The sequence below is a fragment of the Nocardiopsis sp. CNS-639 genome, assembly GCF_000381685.1.
Taxonomy (GTDB): Bacteria; Actinomycetota; Actinomycetes; order Streptosporangiales; family Streptosporangiaceae; genus Nocardiopsis; species Nocardiopsis dassonvillei.
This window is the reverse complement of sequence record NZ_KB906871.1, coordinates 84,069-97,740: the sequence shown is the minus strand read 5'-3', so window position 1 is coordinate 97,740 and position 13,672 is coordinate 84,069. Positions and strand designations below refer to the sequence as shown.

Annotated in this window: 14 protein-coding genes; 5 read left to right on the top strand and 9 right to left on the bottom strand. The window is 72.0% G+C overall.

Features of this window, described 5'->3' with window-relative positions; all coding sequences use genetic code 11:
• The first annotated feature begins 530 nt into the window (after positions 1 to 530).
• Both G011_RS0123110 and G011_RS0123105 read left to right on the top strand, forming a co-directional pair.
• Entirely contained in the window at positions 531 to 2,855 is a 2,325-nt protein-coding gene (locus tag G011_RS0123110) for a hypothetical protein (RefSeq protein ID WP_019610546.1), read from the top strand.
• A gap of 258 nt (positions 2,856 to 3,113) precedes the next feature.
• Positions 3,114 to 3,488 carry a hypothetical protein gene (locus G011_RS0123105; RefSeq protein ID WP_019610545.1) on the top strand — a complete coding sequence of 125 codons (375 nt, stop codon included), beginning with the start codon at positions 3,114 to 3,116 and terminating at the stop codon, positions 3,486 to 3,488.
• Between the two features lie 210 nt (positions 3,489 to 3,698).
• Here G011_RS0123105 and G011_RS0123100 read toward each other — a convergent pair whose 3' ends face one another.
• Genes G011_RS0123100 through G011_RS0123065 form a run of 8 tightly spaced genes read right to left on the bottom strand, consistent with a single transcriptional unit; the run spans position 3,699 to position 10,336 of the window.
• Positions 3,699 to 4,067, bottom strand: a complete 369-nt coding sequence (locus G011_RS0123100) for a metal-sulfur cluster assembly factor (protein ID WP_013153974.1) — start codon at positions 4,065 to 4,067, stop codon at positions 3,699 to 3,701.
• Positions 4,067 to 4,543, bottom strand: coding sequence for a Fe-S cluster assembly sulfur transfer protein SufU (gene sufU, locus G011_RS0123095; RefSeq protein ID WP_019610544.1), 477 nt, complete (start codon positions 4,541 to 4,543; stop codon positions 4,067 to 4,069). The genes G011_RS0123100 and sufU overlap by 1 nt, the downstream gene beginning before the upstream one ends.
• Before the next feature lie 19 nt (positions 4,544 to 4,562).
• Positions 4,563 to 5,864, bottom strand: coding sequence for a cysteine desulfurase (locus tag G011_RS0123090; protein WP_019610543.1), 1,302 nt, complete (start codon positions 5,862 to 5,864; stop codon positions 4,563 to 4,565).
• Positions 5,865 to 5,867: 3 nt separating this feature from the next.
• Positions 5,868 to 6,629, bottom strand: coding sequence for a Fe-S cluster assembly ATPase SufC (gene sufC / locus G011_RS0123085; RefSeq protein WP_013153977.1), 762 nt, complete (start codon positions 6,627 to 6,629; stop codon positions 5,868 to 5,870).
• Positions 6,630 to 6,637: 8 nt separating this feature from the next.
• Positions 6,638 to 6,973 (bottom strand): non-heme iron oxygenase ferredoxin subunit, encoded by a 336-nt coding sequence (locus tag G011_RS0123080; RefSeq protein WP_013153978.1) that lies wholly within the window; start codon positions 6,971 to 6,973, stop codon positions 6,638 to 6,640.
• Positions 6,966 to 8,126, bottom strand: coding sequence for a Fe-S cluster assembly protein SufD (gene sufD, locus G011_RS0123075; protein WP_019610542.1), 1,161 nt, complete (start codon positions 8,124 to 8,126; stop codon positions 6,966 to 6,968). The genes G011_RS0123080 and sufD overlap by 8 nt, the downstream gene beginning before the upstream one ends.
• Before the next feature lies 1 nt (position 8,127).
• On the bottom strand, positions 8,128 to 9,540 hold the full coding sequence (gene sufB / locus G011_RS0123070; RefSeq protein ID WP_013153980.1) for a Fe-S cluster assembly protein SufB: 1,413 nt from the start codon (positions 9,538 to 9,540) through the stop codon (positions 8,128 to 8,130).
• A gap of 19 nt (positions 9,541 to 9,559) precedes the next feature.
• Positions 9,560 to 10,336, bottom strand: coding sequence for a metalloregulator ArsR/SmtB family transcription factor (locus G011_RS0123065; protein WP_019610541.1), 777 nt, complete (start codon positions 10,334 to 10,336; stop codon positions 9,560 to 9,562).
• Positions 10,337 to 10,643: 307 nt separating this feature from the next.
• On the opposite strand from G011_RS0123065, the gene G011_RS0123060 reads away from it, so the two are divergent.
• Both G011_RS0123060 and G011_RS0123055 read left to right on the top strand, forming a co-directional pair.
• Entirely contained in the window at positions 10,644 to 11,585 is a 942-nt protein-coding gene (locus G011_RS0123060; RefSeq protein ID WP_019610540.1) for an ABC transporter ATP-binding protein, read from the top strand.
• Positions 11,585 to 12,424 carry an ABC transporter permease gene (locus tag G011_RS0123055; protein ID WP_019610539.1) on the top strand — a complete coding sequence of 280 codons (840 nt, stop codon included), beginning with the start codon at positions 11,585 to 11,587 and terminating at the stop codon, positions 12,422 to 12,424. The genes G011_RS0123060 and G011_RS0123055 overlap by 1 nt, the downstream gene beginning before the upstream one ends.
• 12 nt (positions 12,425 to 12,436) lie before the next feature.
• Here the strand turns inward: G011_RS0123055 and G011_RS0123050 are convergent, their stop codons facing one another.
• Positions 12,437 to 13,129 (bottom strand): RICIN domain-containing protein, encoded by a 693-nt coding sequence (locus G011_RS0123050; RefSeq protein ID WP_019610538.1) that lies wholly within the window; start codon positions 13,127 to 13,129, stop codon positions 12,437 to 12,439.
• A 124-nt stretch (positions 13,130 to 13,253) separates the two neighbouring features.
• On the opposite strand from G011_RS0123050, the gene G011_RS0123045 reads away from it, so the two are divergent.
• Complete coding sequence (locus tag G011_RS0123045; protein ID WP_019610537.1) at positions 13,254 to 13,670, top strand: hypothetical protein; 417 nt, start codon at positions 13,254 to 13,256, stop codon at positions 13,668 to 13,670.
• Positions 13,671 to 13,672: the final 2 nt, after the last annotated feature.

Here is a 13,672-nt window from a genome sequence, read left to right as displayed (position 1 = left end):
TGGAAAGGTCGCCCGGGCGAAGGAAAGTGCCCTTCCAGCATACCCGCGGCCGACGACGGAGTGCCTGGGACGGAGTGTGTCGTCACACCCCGCCGACCTCCATGCTTCCCGGACCGGTCGTGCGCGCCCGTTGCGCGCGGGGGACGCCCATATGAAGGCGCCGTGAACACCAACGACCGGTGGGCCCGGGAAGAACCCGGGGCCGGCTATGAGGTAGCTCACACGTCGGCGCGGGCCCGGGGGCCGGAACGCCCTCGTCACGGTCATCACACAAGGCAGTCACGGTCCGGTCGCGGCGGACCTGGCACGCCCGGGGGTACCCATGTGGCGTCAGGGGACGTACGATCTCGGGGAAGTGCTCACGGCACCCCTGTCCCCCGGCTGGCCGTGCCCGCCCGTGGCGCACGGACCGGTCTCCCGTCCGGCCTCCCCGCGGGTGAGGGGCGCGTACTGTGGTGCATCGAACCGAAGGCCCGTGCGGTTCCTCCCCAATTCACGTGCAGACACCAGGAGGTCGAGGTCCCCAGCGGATGAACGCCGTCTCTCCGATCTGCCTCGTCGACCTCGCACCCGCACTGCGGTGGTCGAGGTCGCCGGACGTGGCTCCCCTGCTCCACCACGACCGTCTGATCGACGGCTGGTGGCACTCGCTGCCCGTCGCACGCGTCCTGGACATCGCGGGACCGCCCTGGCTCGCGCACGGCATCGCCCGCCTGGCCCTGGAGCATTGGTCGCACCTGCCGCTGGCCGAGTTCCTGCCGAGCCTGCGCACCCAGCTGGTGGACTGCTCCGACCTCTCCGAGCCCGTGCGCGGCGCGGTCGCGGCCACCGCCGGGGACTGGGAACGCCTCATCTCCACGAGTCCTCAGGAGATCGGCACGTGGGCGCTCGCCGACTGCGATCCCATGGACATCCTGAGCACGGTGGCCTGGCGCGCGCTCCAGCCCTGCTGCGAGCTTCCCGGGGGCCCCACCCCCTCCCCCGCCCTGATGATGGAGGCCGTGCGCACCATCGCCCACTGGCTGCCCGACTCCGCGCCCGAGCACGTGCACAGCGCGCTGGAGTACCTCACCGCGGCCACGGGCTCCGGGATGGGGACCGAGAGCCCCGGACACGCGGCCCCGCCGCAGACCCCGGCCACGCGCGCGATCCGCACCCTGCGGGCCCTGCGCGCCCAGCGCGGCGAGGAGGCCGAGCCCTCCGGCTCCGCGGTCCGGGAGCAGGCGGCCACGGCCATGGTCAGCTCGGCCGCGATGATCCCCGGCTCCGCCCTGCGCACCGAGGCCGTGGGCGGGGACGGCGCCCGCAGCGAGGGCGCGGGCGACCTGCGCTCGCAGTTCCGCAGCTCCCTGCTGGGGCCCGGGCGCACCCTGCGCCGCCCCAGCTTCGGTCCGCCCAAGGCCATGCGGCCCGACCACGCCGAGGAGCGCCCCCCCGCCCCGGCGCTGGGCCAGCACCCCCTGGTGGACCTGGTCGAGGAGATGTTCCGCTCCTGGCCCGAACTGGAGCGCACGGTGGCCGCCGAGCGCCTGTTCGCCACCGACCCCATCAGCATCCGCGTGCTCTCGGAGCAGATCGCGGTGGACGTCACCGAGATCCGCTCCGCCCAGCGCAAGGTGGAGGAACGCCTGCTGCGCTGGCTCAACGCGCCCGAGGGCGCCGCGATCACCAAGCACCTGCGCGAGCTGTCCGAGCAGCTGGGCGCGGCGACCACCATCGACCGCCTGATCAACGCCCACCCCGACCACCCGGTGGACGTGCCCACCCTCAACACGCCTCTGTGGCGGGTGATCATCACCCTGTTCACCGACCGGCGCATGCACAACGGCTGGCTGATCGCCGACGACCCCAACCGGCTGCGCTGGCAGACCCGCGAGCTGCTGGACGACGCCCCCAGCATGACCGAGGCCGGGATCAGGCTCAGCCGGATCGGCATCCGCCAGCAGGAGCTGCGCGCCTGGCTGCTGAGCACCCCGGGGGTGAGCCTGCGGGACGGGCACGTGTTCACGGACCCGTCGGTGCCCATGGAGATGCCCGCCAACCACCCGGGCCACACCGCCCCGGAGGACTCGGGGGCCACCACCGAGAACGGGCTGCCCATACGGCGGCGCATGGACGCGCAGCCGTCCGCGGCCCCGGCCGAGCCCGTCCCCTCACACCAGCACGGACCCGGTCCCGAGCAGGTCCCCGCGGCCTTCGGCGCCGCCGCCCTGGACCCGCACCGCGTCGTGCCGCTGGGCCCGGCTCCCGGACAGGCCCACGGCCTGCCGACCACGGCCCCGGCCGCGCCGCCCGTCCCGCCCTCGCGGCCCGGTGCGAGCGACCCGGCCATGGCGGCCCGCTGCTTCCGCGCCCCCGACGGGCGCTGGTGGCACCGCATCGACATCACCGCCGACCACCTCAACGGCGCGCCCGTGGCCGTGCCCACCGGGTACGCCACCCACCTGGGCCTCCAGCCCGGGCGGCTGCTGTGCCTGACCGCCCCGGGCGCGGACCTGCTGGTGCTGGTCTGGCGCGACCAGCCGGCGTTCGACTCCCTGCGCCCCCTGCTGCGCCGCCAGGCCGCCCAGCCCGGCGACCGCGTGTTCATCACCGTGGCCGGGGACCGGCTGGACGCGCGCAAGCTGCCCGCCACCGACCTGAGCGGCCACTCCCCCACGGCCCGGGCGCTGCACCTGAGCGGCTACACCGCGCCCGCCTCCACCGAGGACGCCCTGAAGATCCTCTCCCGCCGGATCACCGACAGCGACGACGAGGCGTTCGCCGACCCCCAGTCTCTGGTGGACCTGCTGTCCCTGCGCGGTGACAACGACATCGCCGCGGAGCTGCGCGCGGGCATGTTCGCCGCGCACTAGGCACGACTCGCCACGAGCGCCCGTCGCCTCCCGGCGGCGGGCGCTCTTCGTGTGCCGGGGCCGCCGAACGGTCCGGCCACCCAGGCGAACGGGACGTTACGACACCCTGAAAGCACACGAAGTCTGCATGAACACACACAAAGACAGAAACAAAAACACACAAACCCTAGAAGTGGCCCCGTGCGTGTGGTTGACTACTCACCGCCCCCTTCCGGGTGCGGTCTCACCCCCTGTCCCACGACCACACTGAGGAGTTCCATGTCCGCCGCGTTCTCACGAGGCAAGTCGCTCGCCCTCACCCTGGCCCTGGGCCTCCTGCTCTCCCTCGGCCTCGCGGTGGGCACCGCCACCCCCGCCGCGGCCGCGGGCACCTTCCGCCTGTGCAACGTGTCCTCCGACTACACGGCCTACGCCGACTTCGGCAACTTCACCACCTTCGTGGTCAACCCCGGCCAGTGCACCAGCACCGGCCTCAACGCCTCCCGCACCTCCTACTCCGTGACGATCCGGGGCACCTGGGCCAACTCCCCGAGCAAGACCACCACCCAGTACCGGATCCCCGCCGGCCGCAGCGTCGACTTCCACGCCGGCGGCACCTTCGCCGCCCCCCAGTTCAACCCCCTCGTCTACTGACGGGCCCGGGCGCCCGCGCCCGAAGGCCCTGAGGCTCCCACGGCCCCCGCGCCCGACCGCGCGGGGGCCGCTCCCGTCCCCGCGAAGCGGACCGCCACCGACCGCCGTGGCACCGGAAGGGACCCCGGAGCCCCGCGGCAGCGGCCCCGCACACACGGAACGGGCCGGTCCCCGAGGGGTGGCCGGCCCGTTCCGCGCGTGCGGCGCGTGTCAGACGTTGAAGCCCAGCATGCGCAGCTGGTCGCGCCCGTCGTCGGTGATCTTGTCCGGACCCCACGGCGGCATCCAGACCCAGTTGATCTTGACGTCGCGCTCGAACTCGTCCAGGGCGCTGGTGGCCTGGTCCTCGATCACGTCGGTCAGGGGGCACGCCGCGCTGGTCAGGGTCATGTCCAGCGTGATGGTGCTGTCGTCGGCGTTCACCCCGTACAGCAGGCCCAGGTCGACGACGTTCACGCCCAACTCGGGGTCGATCACGTCCTTGAGCGCCTCGCTGATCTCCTCGACCAGCGCCTCCGCCTCCGGGGAGAGGGGGGCGCCCTCGACGGCCTCGGTCGTTGTCGTCTCGTTCTCGCTCATCAGACGGCTTCCTTCTCCAGGGACTGCGACACGGCGTCCTTCCAGGCCATCCACCCCAGCAGGGCGCACTTGATCCGCGCGGGGTACTTGGACACGCCGACGAACGCCACGGCGTCCTCCAGCACGTCCTCGTCGGGCTCGCCCTTGCCCTTGGACTGCATCAGCTCGGTGAAGGCGTCCAGGGTGGTCATGCCCTCGGCGACGGTGCGGCCGATGAGCAGGTCGGTCAGCACCGAGGTGCTGGCCTGGCTGATCGAGCAGCCCATCCCCTCGTAGGAGACGTCGCTGACGACGGCCTCGCGGTCGAGGCCGTCGGAGCCCTCGGCGGGGGTCAGCGCCACCCGGAGCGTCACCTCGTCCCCGCAGGTGGGGTTGATGTGGTGCGCCTCCGCGTTGTGCGGATCGCGCAGGCCCTTGTGGTGCGGGTTGCGGTAGTGGTCCAGGATGATCTCCTGGTACATCGCGTCCAACTGCATGGTCAGGCTGTTCCTCGCTCTAGGGCCGGGTTCCGAAGAACTTCTGCGCGGCCCTGATGGCCTCCACGAGCGCGTCCACGTCCTCCTGCGTGTTGTACAGGTAGAAGGACGCGCGCGTGGTCGCGACGACGCCCAGCCTGCGGTGCAGCGGCCAGGCGCAGTGGTGGCCCACCCGGACCTCCACGCCCCGGTCGTCCAGGACCTGGCCCACGTCGTGCGGGTGGATGTCGTCCACGGCGAAGGACACGGCGCCGCCGCGGTCCACCGCCTCGGTGGGGCCGACGATCCGCACGCCCTCCAGGGCGCCGATCCGCTCCAGCGCGTACTCGGTGAGCGCGTGCTCGTGCTCGGCGACCCGCTCCATGCCCACGCGGGACAGGTAGTCGCAGGCCGCGGCCAGGCCGACGGCCTGCGGGGCCATCGGCACGCCGGCCTCGAAGCGCTGGGGCGGGTCGGCCCAGGTGGAGTACTCCATGTGGACCACGCCGATCATGGAACCGCCGGTGATGAACGGCGGGATGGCCTCCAGCAGCTCCCGACGCCCCCACAGGACCCCGATCCCGTTGGGACCGAGCATCTTGTGGCCGGAGAAGACCAGGAAGTCCACGCCCAGCGCGGCCACGTCGACCGGCATGTGCGGGACCGACTGGCAGGCGTCCAGCACGGTCAGCGCGCCGACCTCGCGGGCCCGGGCGACGATCTCCCCGACCGGGTTGACGGTGCCCAGCACGTTGGACTGGTGGCTGAACGCCACCACCTTGGTGCGCTCGTTGACCAGGTCGGCGATCCCCGACAGGTCCAGGCGCCCCTCGTCGGTCACCGGGAACCAGCGCAGGGTCGCCCCGGTGCGCTGGCACAGCTGCTGCCAGGGCACCAGGTTGGCGTGGTGCTCCATCTCGGTCACCACGACCTCGTCGCCGGGCCCCACCTGGAAGCGGCGCAGCTCCTCGTCGGCGGTCGCGGAGTTGCTCAGCGCGTAGGCCACCAGGTTGACGCCCTCGGTGGCGTTCTTGGTGAACACCACCTCCCCGGCGTCGGCCCCGATGAACCGGGCGATGGTCTCCCGGGCCGCCTCGTAGGCGTCGGTCGCCTCCTCCGCGAGCTGGTGCGCGCCACGGTGCACCGCCGCGTTGTGGCGTTCGTAGAACTCACGTTCGGCGTCGAGCACCTGACGGGGCTTCTGCGAGGTGGCCCCGGAGTCGAGGTACACCAGCGGCCGCCCGTCGCGGACGGTCCGGGAGAGGATCGGGAAGTCCTCCCGGATCGCCGCGACGTCGAGCGGGGCCGCCCCGGCCCGACCGAACTCGCGGACTGTGGTCATCGGTTACGCGCCCGCCTTCACGAAACGCTCGTAGCCCTCGGCCTCCAGCACGTCGGCCAGCTCCGGGCCGCCGGACTCGGCGACGCGGCCGCCCGCGAACACGTGCACGAAGTCGGGCTTCACGTAGTTGAGGATCCGGGTGTAGTGCGTGATGAGCATGACGCCCATCTCACCGCTCGCCTTGGCGCGGTTGACGCCCTCGGAGACGACCTTGAGCGCGTCGACGTCCAGGCCGGAGTCGGTCTCGTCCAGGATGGCGACCTTGGGCTTGAGCAGCTCCAGCTGGAGGATCTCGTGGCGCTTCTTCTCACCGCCGGAGAAACCCTCGTTGACGCCGCGGGCGGCGAAGGCCGGGTCGATGGACAGGTCCTTCATCGCTCCCTGGAGCTCCTTGGAGAACTGGCGGAGCTTGGGGGCCTCGCCGCGCACCGCGGTGACGGAGCTGCGCAGGAAGTTGGACATGGACACGCCCGGGACCTCGACCGGGTACTGCATGGCCAGGAACACGCCGGCGCGGGCGCGCTCGTCGACGCTCATCTCCAGGATGTTCTCGCCGTCGACGAGGACCTCGCCCTCGGTGATCTCGTAGCGCGGGTGGCCGGCGATCGCGTAGGCGAGGGTGGACTTGCCCGAGCCGTTGGGGCCCATGATGGCGTGGGTCTCACCGGAGTTGACGGTCAGGTCAACGCCCTTGAGGATCTCCTGCCGCTCGTCCTCACCGATGAGGACGTCGGCGCGCAGGCCGCGGATTTCGAACTTGGTCATTTCAGGCCTCAGGAATTCTTCTCATCCAGCGAGACGAGCACGTCTTCGCCGTCGATCTTCACGTCGTAGGTGGGGACCGCCTGGGTCGCGGGCGGGTTGATCGGCGCCCCCGAGCGCAGGTCGAAGCAGGAGCCGTGCAGCCAGCACTCGATGGTGCCGTCCTCGACCTCGCCCTCGGACAGGCGGACCTCGGCGTGCGAGCACACGTCCCGCACGGCGTACACCTCGCCCTCGCTGCGGACCAGGGCGATGGGTGTCTCGTCGTCGGTCTCGACCCCGAGGGCCCCCTCCTCGGGGATCTCGGAGAGCTCGGCGACCTTCACCCAGCGTCCGGCCTCACTCATGGGCGGCCAGCTTGCGCTCGACCTTGGCCATGATCTCCTCACGCAGCTCCTCGACCGGGATCCGGTTGATGAGCTCCAGGAAGTAGCCGCGGATGACCAGGCGCCGGGCCTCGTCCTCCGGGATGCCCCGGGAGCGCAGGTAGAACAGGTGGATGTCGTCGAGGCGGCCGCTGGCGGCGGCGTGCCCGGCGCCCTCCACCTCACCGGTGAAGATCTCCAGGTTGGGCACCGAGTCCACGCGGGTGTCGTCGGTGAGCTGGAGGTTGCGGTTGTGCTCGTAGGAGTCGGTGCCGGTGGTGCCCTCACCGATGATCACGTCGCCGATCCACACACCGTGGGCGTCCTTGCCGCTCAGCGCGCCCTTGTACTCCACCCGCGAGCGGGTGTTGGACATGTTGTGGTCGATGAGCGAGCGGTGCTCGTGGTGCTGGCCGTCGCCGGTGAAGTACAGCCCGTGGAGCTCGGCGTTGGCGCCGCGCCCCTTGTAGGCCACCTTCGGGGAGAGCCGGACCAGGTCGCCGCCCAGGGTGATCACGATCGACTTGAACGTGGCGTCCTTGGCCACCTGGGCGTTGTGCTGCGAGACGTCGACGGCGTCGCCGTCCCAGTCCTGGACGCTGATCAGCGTCAGGCGCGCGCCCTCGCCGACGTGGATGTCCACGCTGCCCGCGCGCACGCCCGTGCCGGTCTGGTTGAGGACCACGACCGCCTCGGCCAGCGGCTTGACGTCCAGGACGAACTGGTCGTAGCGCGTGCCGCCCTGGGCCTGGCGGTTGACGGTGATCGGCCGCTCCAGGGCCGCGCCCTGCGCGACCGTGATGACCGTGGCCTCCTCGAAGGAGGTGTAGGCCTGGGCGGTGACGCGGTCGGCGGGGAACCCGGCGGTGCCGAGCCGCGCGTCGCCGCGGCCGACCGTCTCGACGGTGGCGCCCTCAGGGGCGTCCACGTCGAGCTTGTCGGTGCCGTCGGCGACGGCGCTGCCGTCGTGCAGGCCCTTGAGGCGGCGGATCGGAGTGAAGCGCCACTCCTCCTCGCGGCCGCCAGGGACGGGGAAGTCGTTCACGTCGAAGGACCCGTGGGTGGCCAACTTGGAGAACGGGATCTCCCCCAGGCCGTGGCTGTGGGCCTTGGGTTCGGTGCTCGGGCTGGTCAACTTAACCAACCGCTCCTTCCATCTGAAGCTCGATCAGCCGGTTCAGTTCCAGCGCGTACTCCATGGGCAGCTCGCGCGCGATGGGCTCGACGAACCCGCGCACGATCATGGCCATGGCCTCGTCCTCGTCCATGCCCCGGCTCATCAGGTAGAAGAGCTGGTCCTCACTGACCTTGGAGACGGTCGCCTCGTGCGCGAGCTCGGCGTCGTCCTCGCGCAGGTCGTTGTAGGGGTAGGTGTCCGAACGGCTGATGGTGTCGATCAGCAGCGCGTCGCACTTGACCGAGGACTTGGCGTGGTCGGCGCCCTCCTGCACCTGCACCAGTCCCCGGTAGGAGGCGCGGCCCCCGCCGCGTGCCACCGACTTGGAGATGATGGTGGAGGAGGTGTTGGGCGCGCAGTGCACCATCTTGGACCCGGTGTCCTGGTGCTGGCCCTCGCCCGCGAAGGCGATGGACAGGGTCTCGCCCTTGGCGTGCTCGCCCATCAGGTAGACGGCCGGGTACTTCATGGTGACCTGGGAGCCGATGTTGCCGTCGATCCACTCCATGGTCGCGCCCTCTTCGGCCACGGCGCGCTTGGTGACCAGGTTGAAGACGTTGTTGGACCAGTTCTGGATGGTCGTGTAACGGCAGCGGGCGTTCTTCTTGACGATGATCTCCACGACCGCGGAGTGCAGCGAGTCCGACTTGTAGATCGGCGCGGTGCAGCCCTCGACGTAGTGGACGTAGGCGCCCTCGTCGACGATGATCAGGGTCCGCTCGAACTGGCCCATGTTCTCGGTGTTGATCCGGAAGTAGGCCTGGAGCGGGATCTCCACGTGCACGTTCTTGGGCACGTAGATGAACGACCCGCCGCTCCACACGGCGGTGTTGAGCGCGGCGAACTTGTTGTCGCCGGCCGGGATCACGGAGCCGAAGTACTCCTCGAAGATCTCCGGGTGCTCCTTGAGGGCGGTGTCGGTGTCCAGGAAGATGACACCCTGCTCCTCCAGGTCCTCGCGGATCTGGTGGTAGACGACCTCGGACTCGTACTGCGCGGCGACACCGGCGACCAGGCGCTGCTTCTCCGCCTCGGGGATGCCCAGCCTGTCGTAGGTGTTCTTGATGTCCTCGGGCAGGTCCTCCCAGGAGGTGGCCTGCTTCTCCGTGGACCGCACGAAGTACTTGATGTTGTCGAAGTCGATCTTGGACAGGTCCGCGCCCCAGTTGGGCATGGGCTTCTTGTCGAAGAGCCGTAGGGACTTGAGGCGGAGCTTGGTCATCCACTCCGGCTCGTCCTTCTTGGCGGAGATGTCGCGGACGACCTCTTCGTTGAGACCGCGGCGGGCCGAGGCCCCGGCCGCGTCGGAGTCGGCCCAGCCGTACTCGTATGTTCCGATCCCCTCGAGCTCGGGATGCGCGATAGACGTCATGCGCGGACTCCTCCTGGACTCAGACGTCCTTGTGGTGAACTGAGCCGTCCGCCGCCTGGCGGATGGCCTTGGCCGCGGGGGTGCCGTCCTCCCCGCTCGCCGCGTCGCCCCGGGGGGTGACGTGGGTGGTGCACACACCGTCGCCGTGGGCGATGGTGGCCAGCCTGCGCACCGGGGTGCCCAGCAGCCGCGCGAAGGCCTCGATCTCGGCCTCACAGAGTTGCGGGAACTCGGCGGCCACGTGCGCGACGGGGCAGTGGTGCTGGCACAACTGGTCGCCGCCGCCGGGTGCGGGCGCCTGGCCCGCGGTGGCGGCGTAGCCGTCGTTGGAGAGGGCCTCGGCCAGCAGCCGGACGCGTTGCTTCGCGGGAACCGCGTCCAGCAGGGGCTTGTAGCGCCGCTCCAGGTCGGCGACCTGACTGCGCGCGAACTCGCCCACGGCTCCGGGACCGGCCGTGTCGGCCAGGAAGCGGAGCGCGCTGGTGGCGAGGTCGTCGTAGGCGTGGACGAAGGCGTCGCGTCCGGCCTCGGTGATGGCGAAGACGCGCGCCGGGCGGCCCCGGCGGCGTCGCCCGCCGTGGGGCCGGGCGTCGCGGGCCTCGACCATGCCCTCGCTGGTCAGGTTGTCGAGGTGGCGGCGGATGGCCGCCGGGGTGAGCCCGAGCCGCTCGCCCAGGGCGGAGGCGGTGATCGGGCCCTTCTCCAGGATGAGCCGCGCGACCCGTGCGCGGGTGCCGGTCTCGGCCCCGCGCTCCGTTCCGGCCAGGGGACGGGTCACACTGGACGCCTCGGACACAGTCTTCCCCTCCCTCTCTGACGCGGCCCTCTGGTTTTGACAACATCAGTGTGGCGTAAATAAGTCCGCCGAGGCAAACCCGACCCCATGGACTTGGTCACCAAGGACAGGCTTGCCTTACAGGGGGTTCACGCAACGGCAACCTCGCGGACACGAACAGGGACGGGCCCGCGATCCTTCCCGACGACCATATTCCGAGACCGCCGTATCGGGATGCGGACGGGAGTGTTCGGCGCGCCGCCGGGCCCCGGGCGCCCCGGCCGGGGCGGTGAAGCCCTCCGCCGGGCCGCACGTAGACTCAGGGCCCATGGACACAGCCGCGGTCGAGGTCGTCGACCTGGTCAAGCGCTACGGCGCCACCACCGCAGTCACCGGCCTCACCTTCAGCGCGCGCCGGGGCGCGGTGACGGCTCTGCTCGGTCCCAACGGAGCGGGCAAAACGAGCACCATCGAGATCTGCGAGGGCTTCCGCCGCGCCGACGGCGGACGGGTGCGGGTACTGGGCCTGGACCCCGTGGCCGACTCCGGCGCCCTCAAACCCCGCGTCGGGGTGATGCCCCAGTCCGGGGGCGTGCCCACCGGCGCCCGCGCCGCCGAGTGGCTGCGGCTGATGGCCTCCTTCCACGCCCGGCCGATCGAGCCCCGCCTGCTGCTGGAGCGGCTGGGTCTGACCTCGGTGGCCACCACGCCCTTCCGCCGCCTGTCCGGCGGCCAGCAGCAGCGCCTGTCCCTGGCCTGCGCCGTGGTCGGCCGCCCCGAACTGGTCTTCCTGGACGAGCCGACCGCGGGCCTGGACCCGCAGGCGCGCATGGCCACCTGGGACCTGGTGGCGGCCCTGCGCGAGGCGGGCGTGGCGGTGATCCTGACCACGCACTACATGGAGGAGGCCGAGCGGCTGGCCGACCACGTGGTCATCATCGACCGCGGCGCCGTGGTCGCCGAGGGCACCCCGGCCGAGCTGACCGGGGAGCGCAGGGAGGTCTGCTTCTCCGCCGAGGCCCCGGTGGACACCGCCCTGCTGGAGGCCGCCCTGCCCGAGGGCAGCCGGGTGGAGGTCCAGGGCCCGGCAGACGGCCGCCGCGAGTACGCGGTCCTCCCCGGCGGCGCGGGCGCGCCCGGACCGGAGTTCCTGGCCACGGTCACCGCCTGGTGCGCCTCGGCCGGAGTCCTGGCCGAGGACCTGCGCGTGCGGCGGCGTACCCTCGAAGACGTCTTCCTCGAACTCACCGGCAGGGAACTGCGCGACTGATGCACGAGCACACCTCCACCGCCTCCGCGCGGGCGACCGCCGACGCGCCCGCTCCCGGAGGCGACGACGCCTCGCTGTTCACCCCCGCGCCCGGGGCCGCGCCGATGTGGCGGATGGTCGCCGCGCAGGCCGGGATGGAGCTGCGGGTCATGCTGCGCCACGGCGAGCAGTTCCTGCTCACCATGGTGATCCCCGTGCTGCTGCTGGTGGGCTTCAGCCTCACCTCGGTGCTGGACGTGGGTGAGGGGGCGCGGGTGGACGCGCTCACGCCCGGCGTGCTGGCGCTGGCGGTGATGTCCACGTCGTTCACGGGCCTGGCCATCGGCACCGGCTTCGAACGCCGCTACGGGGTGCTCAAGCGGCTGGGGGCGACCCCGCTGTCGCGCTTCGGCCTGCTGGCCGCCAAGACCCTGGCCGTGCTGGGCGTGCAGGCGATCCAGACGGTGGTGCTGTGCGCGGTGGCGCTGGCGCTGGGCTGGTCGCCCGCGGTGAGCCCGGCAGGCGTGCTGGCGGCCGTGGCGCTGGTGCTGCTGGCCACCGCCGCGTTCAGCTCGCTGGCCCTGCTGATGGCGGGCACGCTGCGGGCCGAGGCGACCCTGGCCGGGGCCAACCTGGTGTACGTGCTGCTGCTGGGCCTGGGCGGGGTGCTCTTCCCGGTCAGCAGCTTCCCCGGACCGCTGGAGCAGGCGGCGTCGGCTCTGCCGATCACCGCGCTCAGCTCGGGGCTGCGCACGGTCCTGGCCGACGGTTCCCTGCCGGGCCCGGGCGCGTTCGCGGTGCTGGCCGTGTGGGCGCTGGTCTGCGGCGTCCTGGCCAGCCGCCTCTTCCGCTGGGAGTGACCCCGGGCGGGGTCAGCCCAGGGGCAGCAGGCGCCACTGCTGGTGGGCGTGGCCGCCGTCGGGCGCCTGGGCGACCCTGGTGCCGTTGTCGGGGGCGCCGCCCTGCGCCTCCAGTGCCTGGCCGGTGGCCCGGTTGACCAGGCGGACCACGCCCGGCCCCACCTCGATGGGCGACCAGTGCTGGTTGGGCGAACCGGTGCGGGTGAGCAGTGCCGCGCCGGGCTGCGCGGCCGGGTCGGCGGGGATCTCCAGGAGCTTGCCGCTGCCCACGCCCTCGATCTCGTAGAAGCCCCCGTCCACGGGGACGAAGCGCCACTGCTGGTTGGTCTGGTCGTGGCGGTCCCACAGGTGGATGTGCGCGCCGTTGGCGGTGGACGTGCCCGCGACGTCCATGACGCGGCCGCCGTGGACGCTCTGGACCGCGTAGACGAGCGCGGGGTCCAGGCCCGCGGGGTGGACGACCTCCTCCTCCGACGGCTCCTCGGTGGGCTCCTCGGCCTCGGGGGCTCCGGGCGGCTGGACCAGGATGCCCGAGGCCGTGGTCATCTCCGGCTCCTCGGGCCGGTCGCCTCCGGACACGAGCAGGCCCCCGGTGTAGCCGCCGACGAGGGCCACCAACAGCAGGGCCAGGGCTCCGGCCAGGAGCGGCCAGCGGGGGACGTACCGTTCGTGGGCGCGGGGGGAACGGGCACGGCGTCGGGACATCGAGGACACTCCAGCGGGGTGCGGGCGGGGGCCGCGTCGATCCACGGCCCGGACCATTTCACACCACTTTGCCGGTTTGTTGCACGTTCGCCCGCCAGTGGTGGGGGCTCGATAGGGTCCGGGCATGGAAGCGATCGGAGTCCCCTGGTTCATCGCGGTCCGCTACCTCGGCCCGCCGTTGTTCCTGCTCGCCGCGGGCGGCGCCCTGGTGCTGTGGCGGCGGCCCGCCCGGCCCGGACTGGTGTGGGCCGCGCTGCTGGTGAACCTGCTCGCGGCGGCGCTGCCGTTCCTGTGGATCGGGGTGCAGGTCCTGACCGGCCTGGCCGACCAGACGGTGCACGGGCTGGTCATGACGCTGGCGCAGCCCGCGGTGGCCATGGCGGCCTGGGGACTGCTGCTGGCCGCGGTCGCGGCCCGGCCCCCGGGAGCCGACCGGGCCGGGGCCGACCGGTCCGCGAGGGGCCCGGACCGGGCGGACCGGAGCCGGGCGCGGACCGGGGACGGCGGGGAGCCGGAGAGGACCCCCGAAAACGTAGGATGACT

Bases quoted from the DNA above. Each gene is read 5' to 3' on its own strand.
- G011_RS0123055 (WP_019610539.1), top strand. From the start codon at position 11,585: ATGCACGAGCACACCTCCACCGCCTCCGCGCGGGCGACCGCCGACGCG.
- sufB (WP_013153980.1), bottom strand. From the start codon at position 9,540: ATGACGTCTATCGCGCATCCCGAGCTCGAGGGGATCGGAACATACGAG.
- G011_RS0123100 (WP_013153974.1), bottom strand. From the start codon at position 4,067: ATGAGCGAGAACGAGACGACAACGACCGAGGCCGTCGAGGGCGCCCCC.
- G011_RS0123080 (WP_013153978.1), bottom strand. From the start codon at position 6,973: ATGAGTGAGGCCGGACGCTGGGTGAAGGTCGCCGAGCTCTCCGAGATC.
- G011_RS0123090 (WP_019610543.1), bottom strand. From the start codon at position 5,864: ATGACCACAGTCCGCGAGTTCGGTCGGGCCGGGGCGGCCCCGCTCGAC.
- G011_RS0123105 (WP_019610545.1), top strand. From the start codon at position 3,114: ATGTCCGCCGCGTTCTCACGAGGCAAGTCGCTCGCCCTCACCCTGGCC.
- G011_RS0123110 (WP_019610546.1), top strand. From the start codon at position 531: ATGAACGCCGTCTCTCCGATCTGCCTCGTCGACCTCGCACCCGCACTG.
- sufC (WP_013153977.1), bottom strand. From the start codon at position 6,629: ATGACCAAGTTCGAAATCCGCGGCCTGCGCGCCGACGTCCTCATCGGT.
- G011_RS0123050 (WP_019610538.1), bottom strand. From the start codon at position 13,129: ATGTCCCGACGCCGTGCCCGTTCCCCCCGCGCCCACGAACGGTACGTC.
- G011_RS0123060 (WP_019610540.1), top strand. From the start codon at position 10,644: ATGGACACAGCCGCGGTCGAGGTCGTCGACCTGGTCAAGCGCTACGGC.
- sufU (WP_019610544.1), bottom strand. From the start codon at position 4,543: ATGCAGTTGGACGCGATGTACCAGGAGATCATCCTGGACCACTACCGC.
- G011_RS0123045 (WP_019610537.1), top strand. From the start codon at position 13,254: ATGGAAGCGATCGGAGTCCCCTGGTTCATCGCGGTCCGCTACCTCGGC.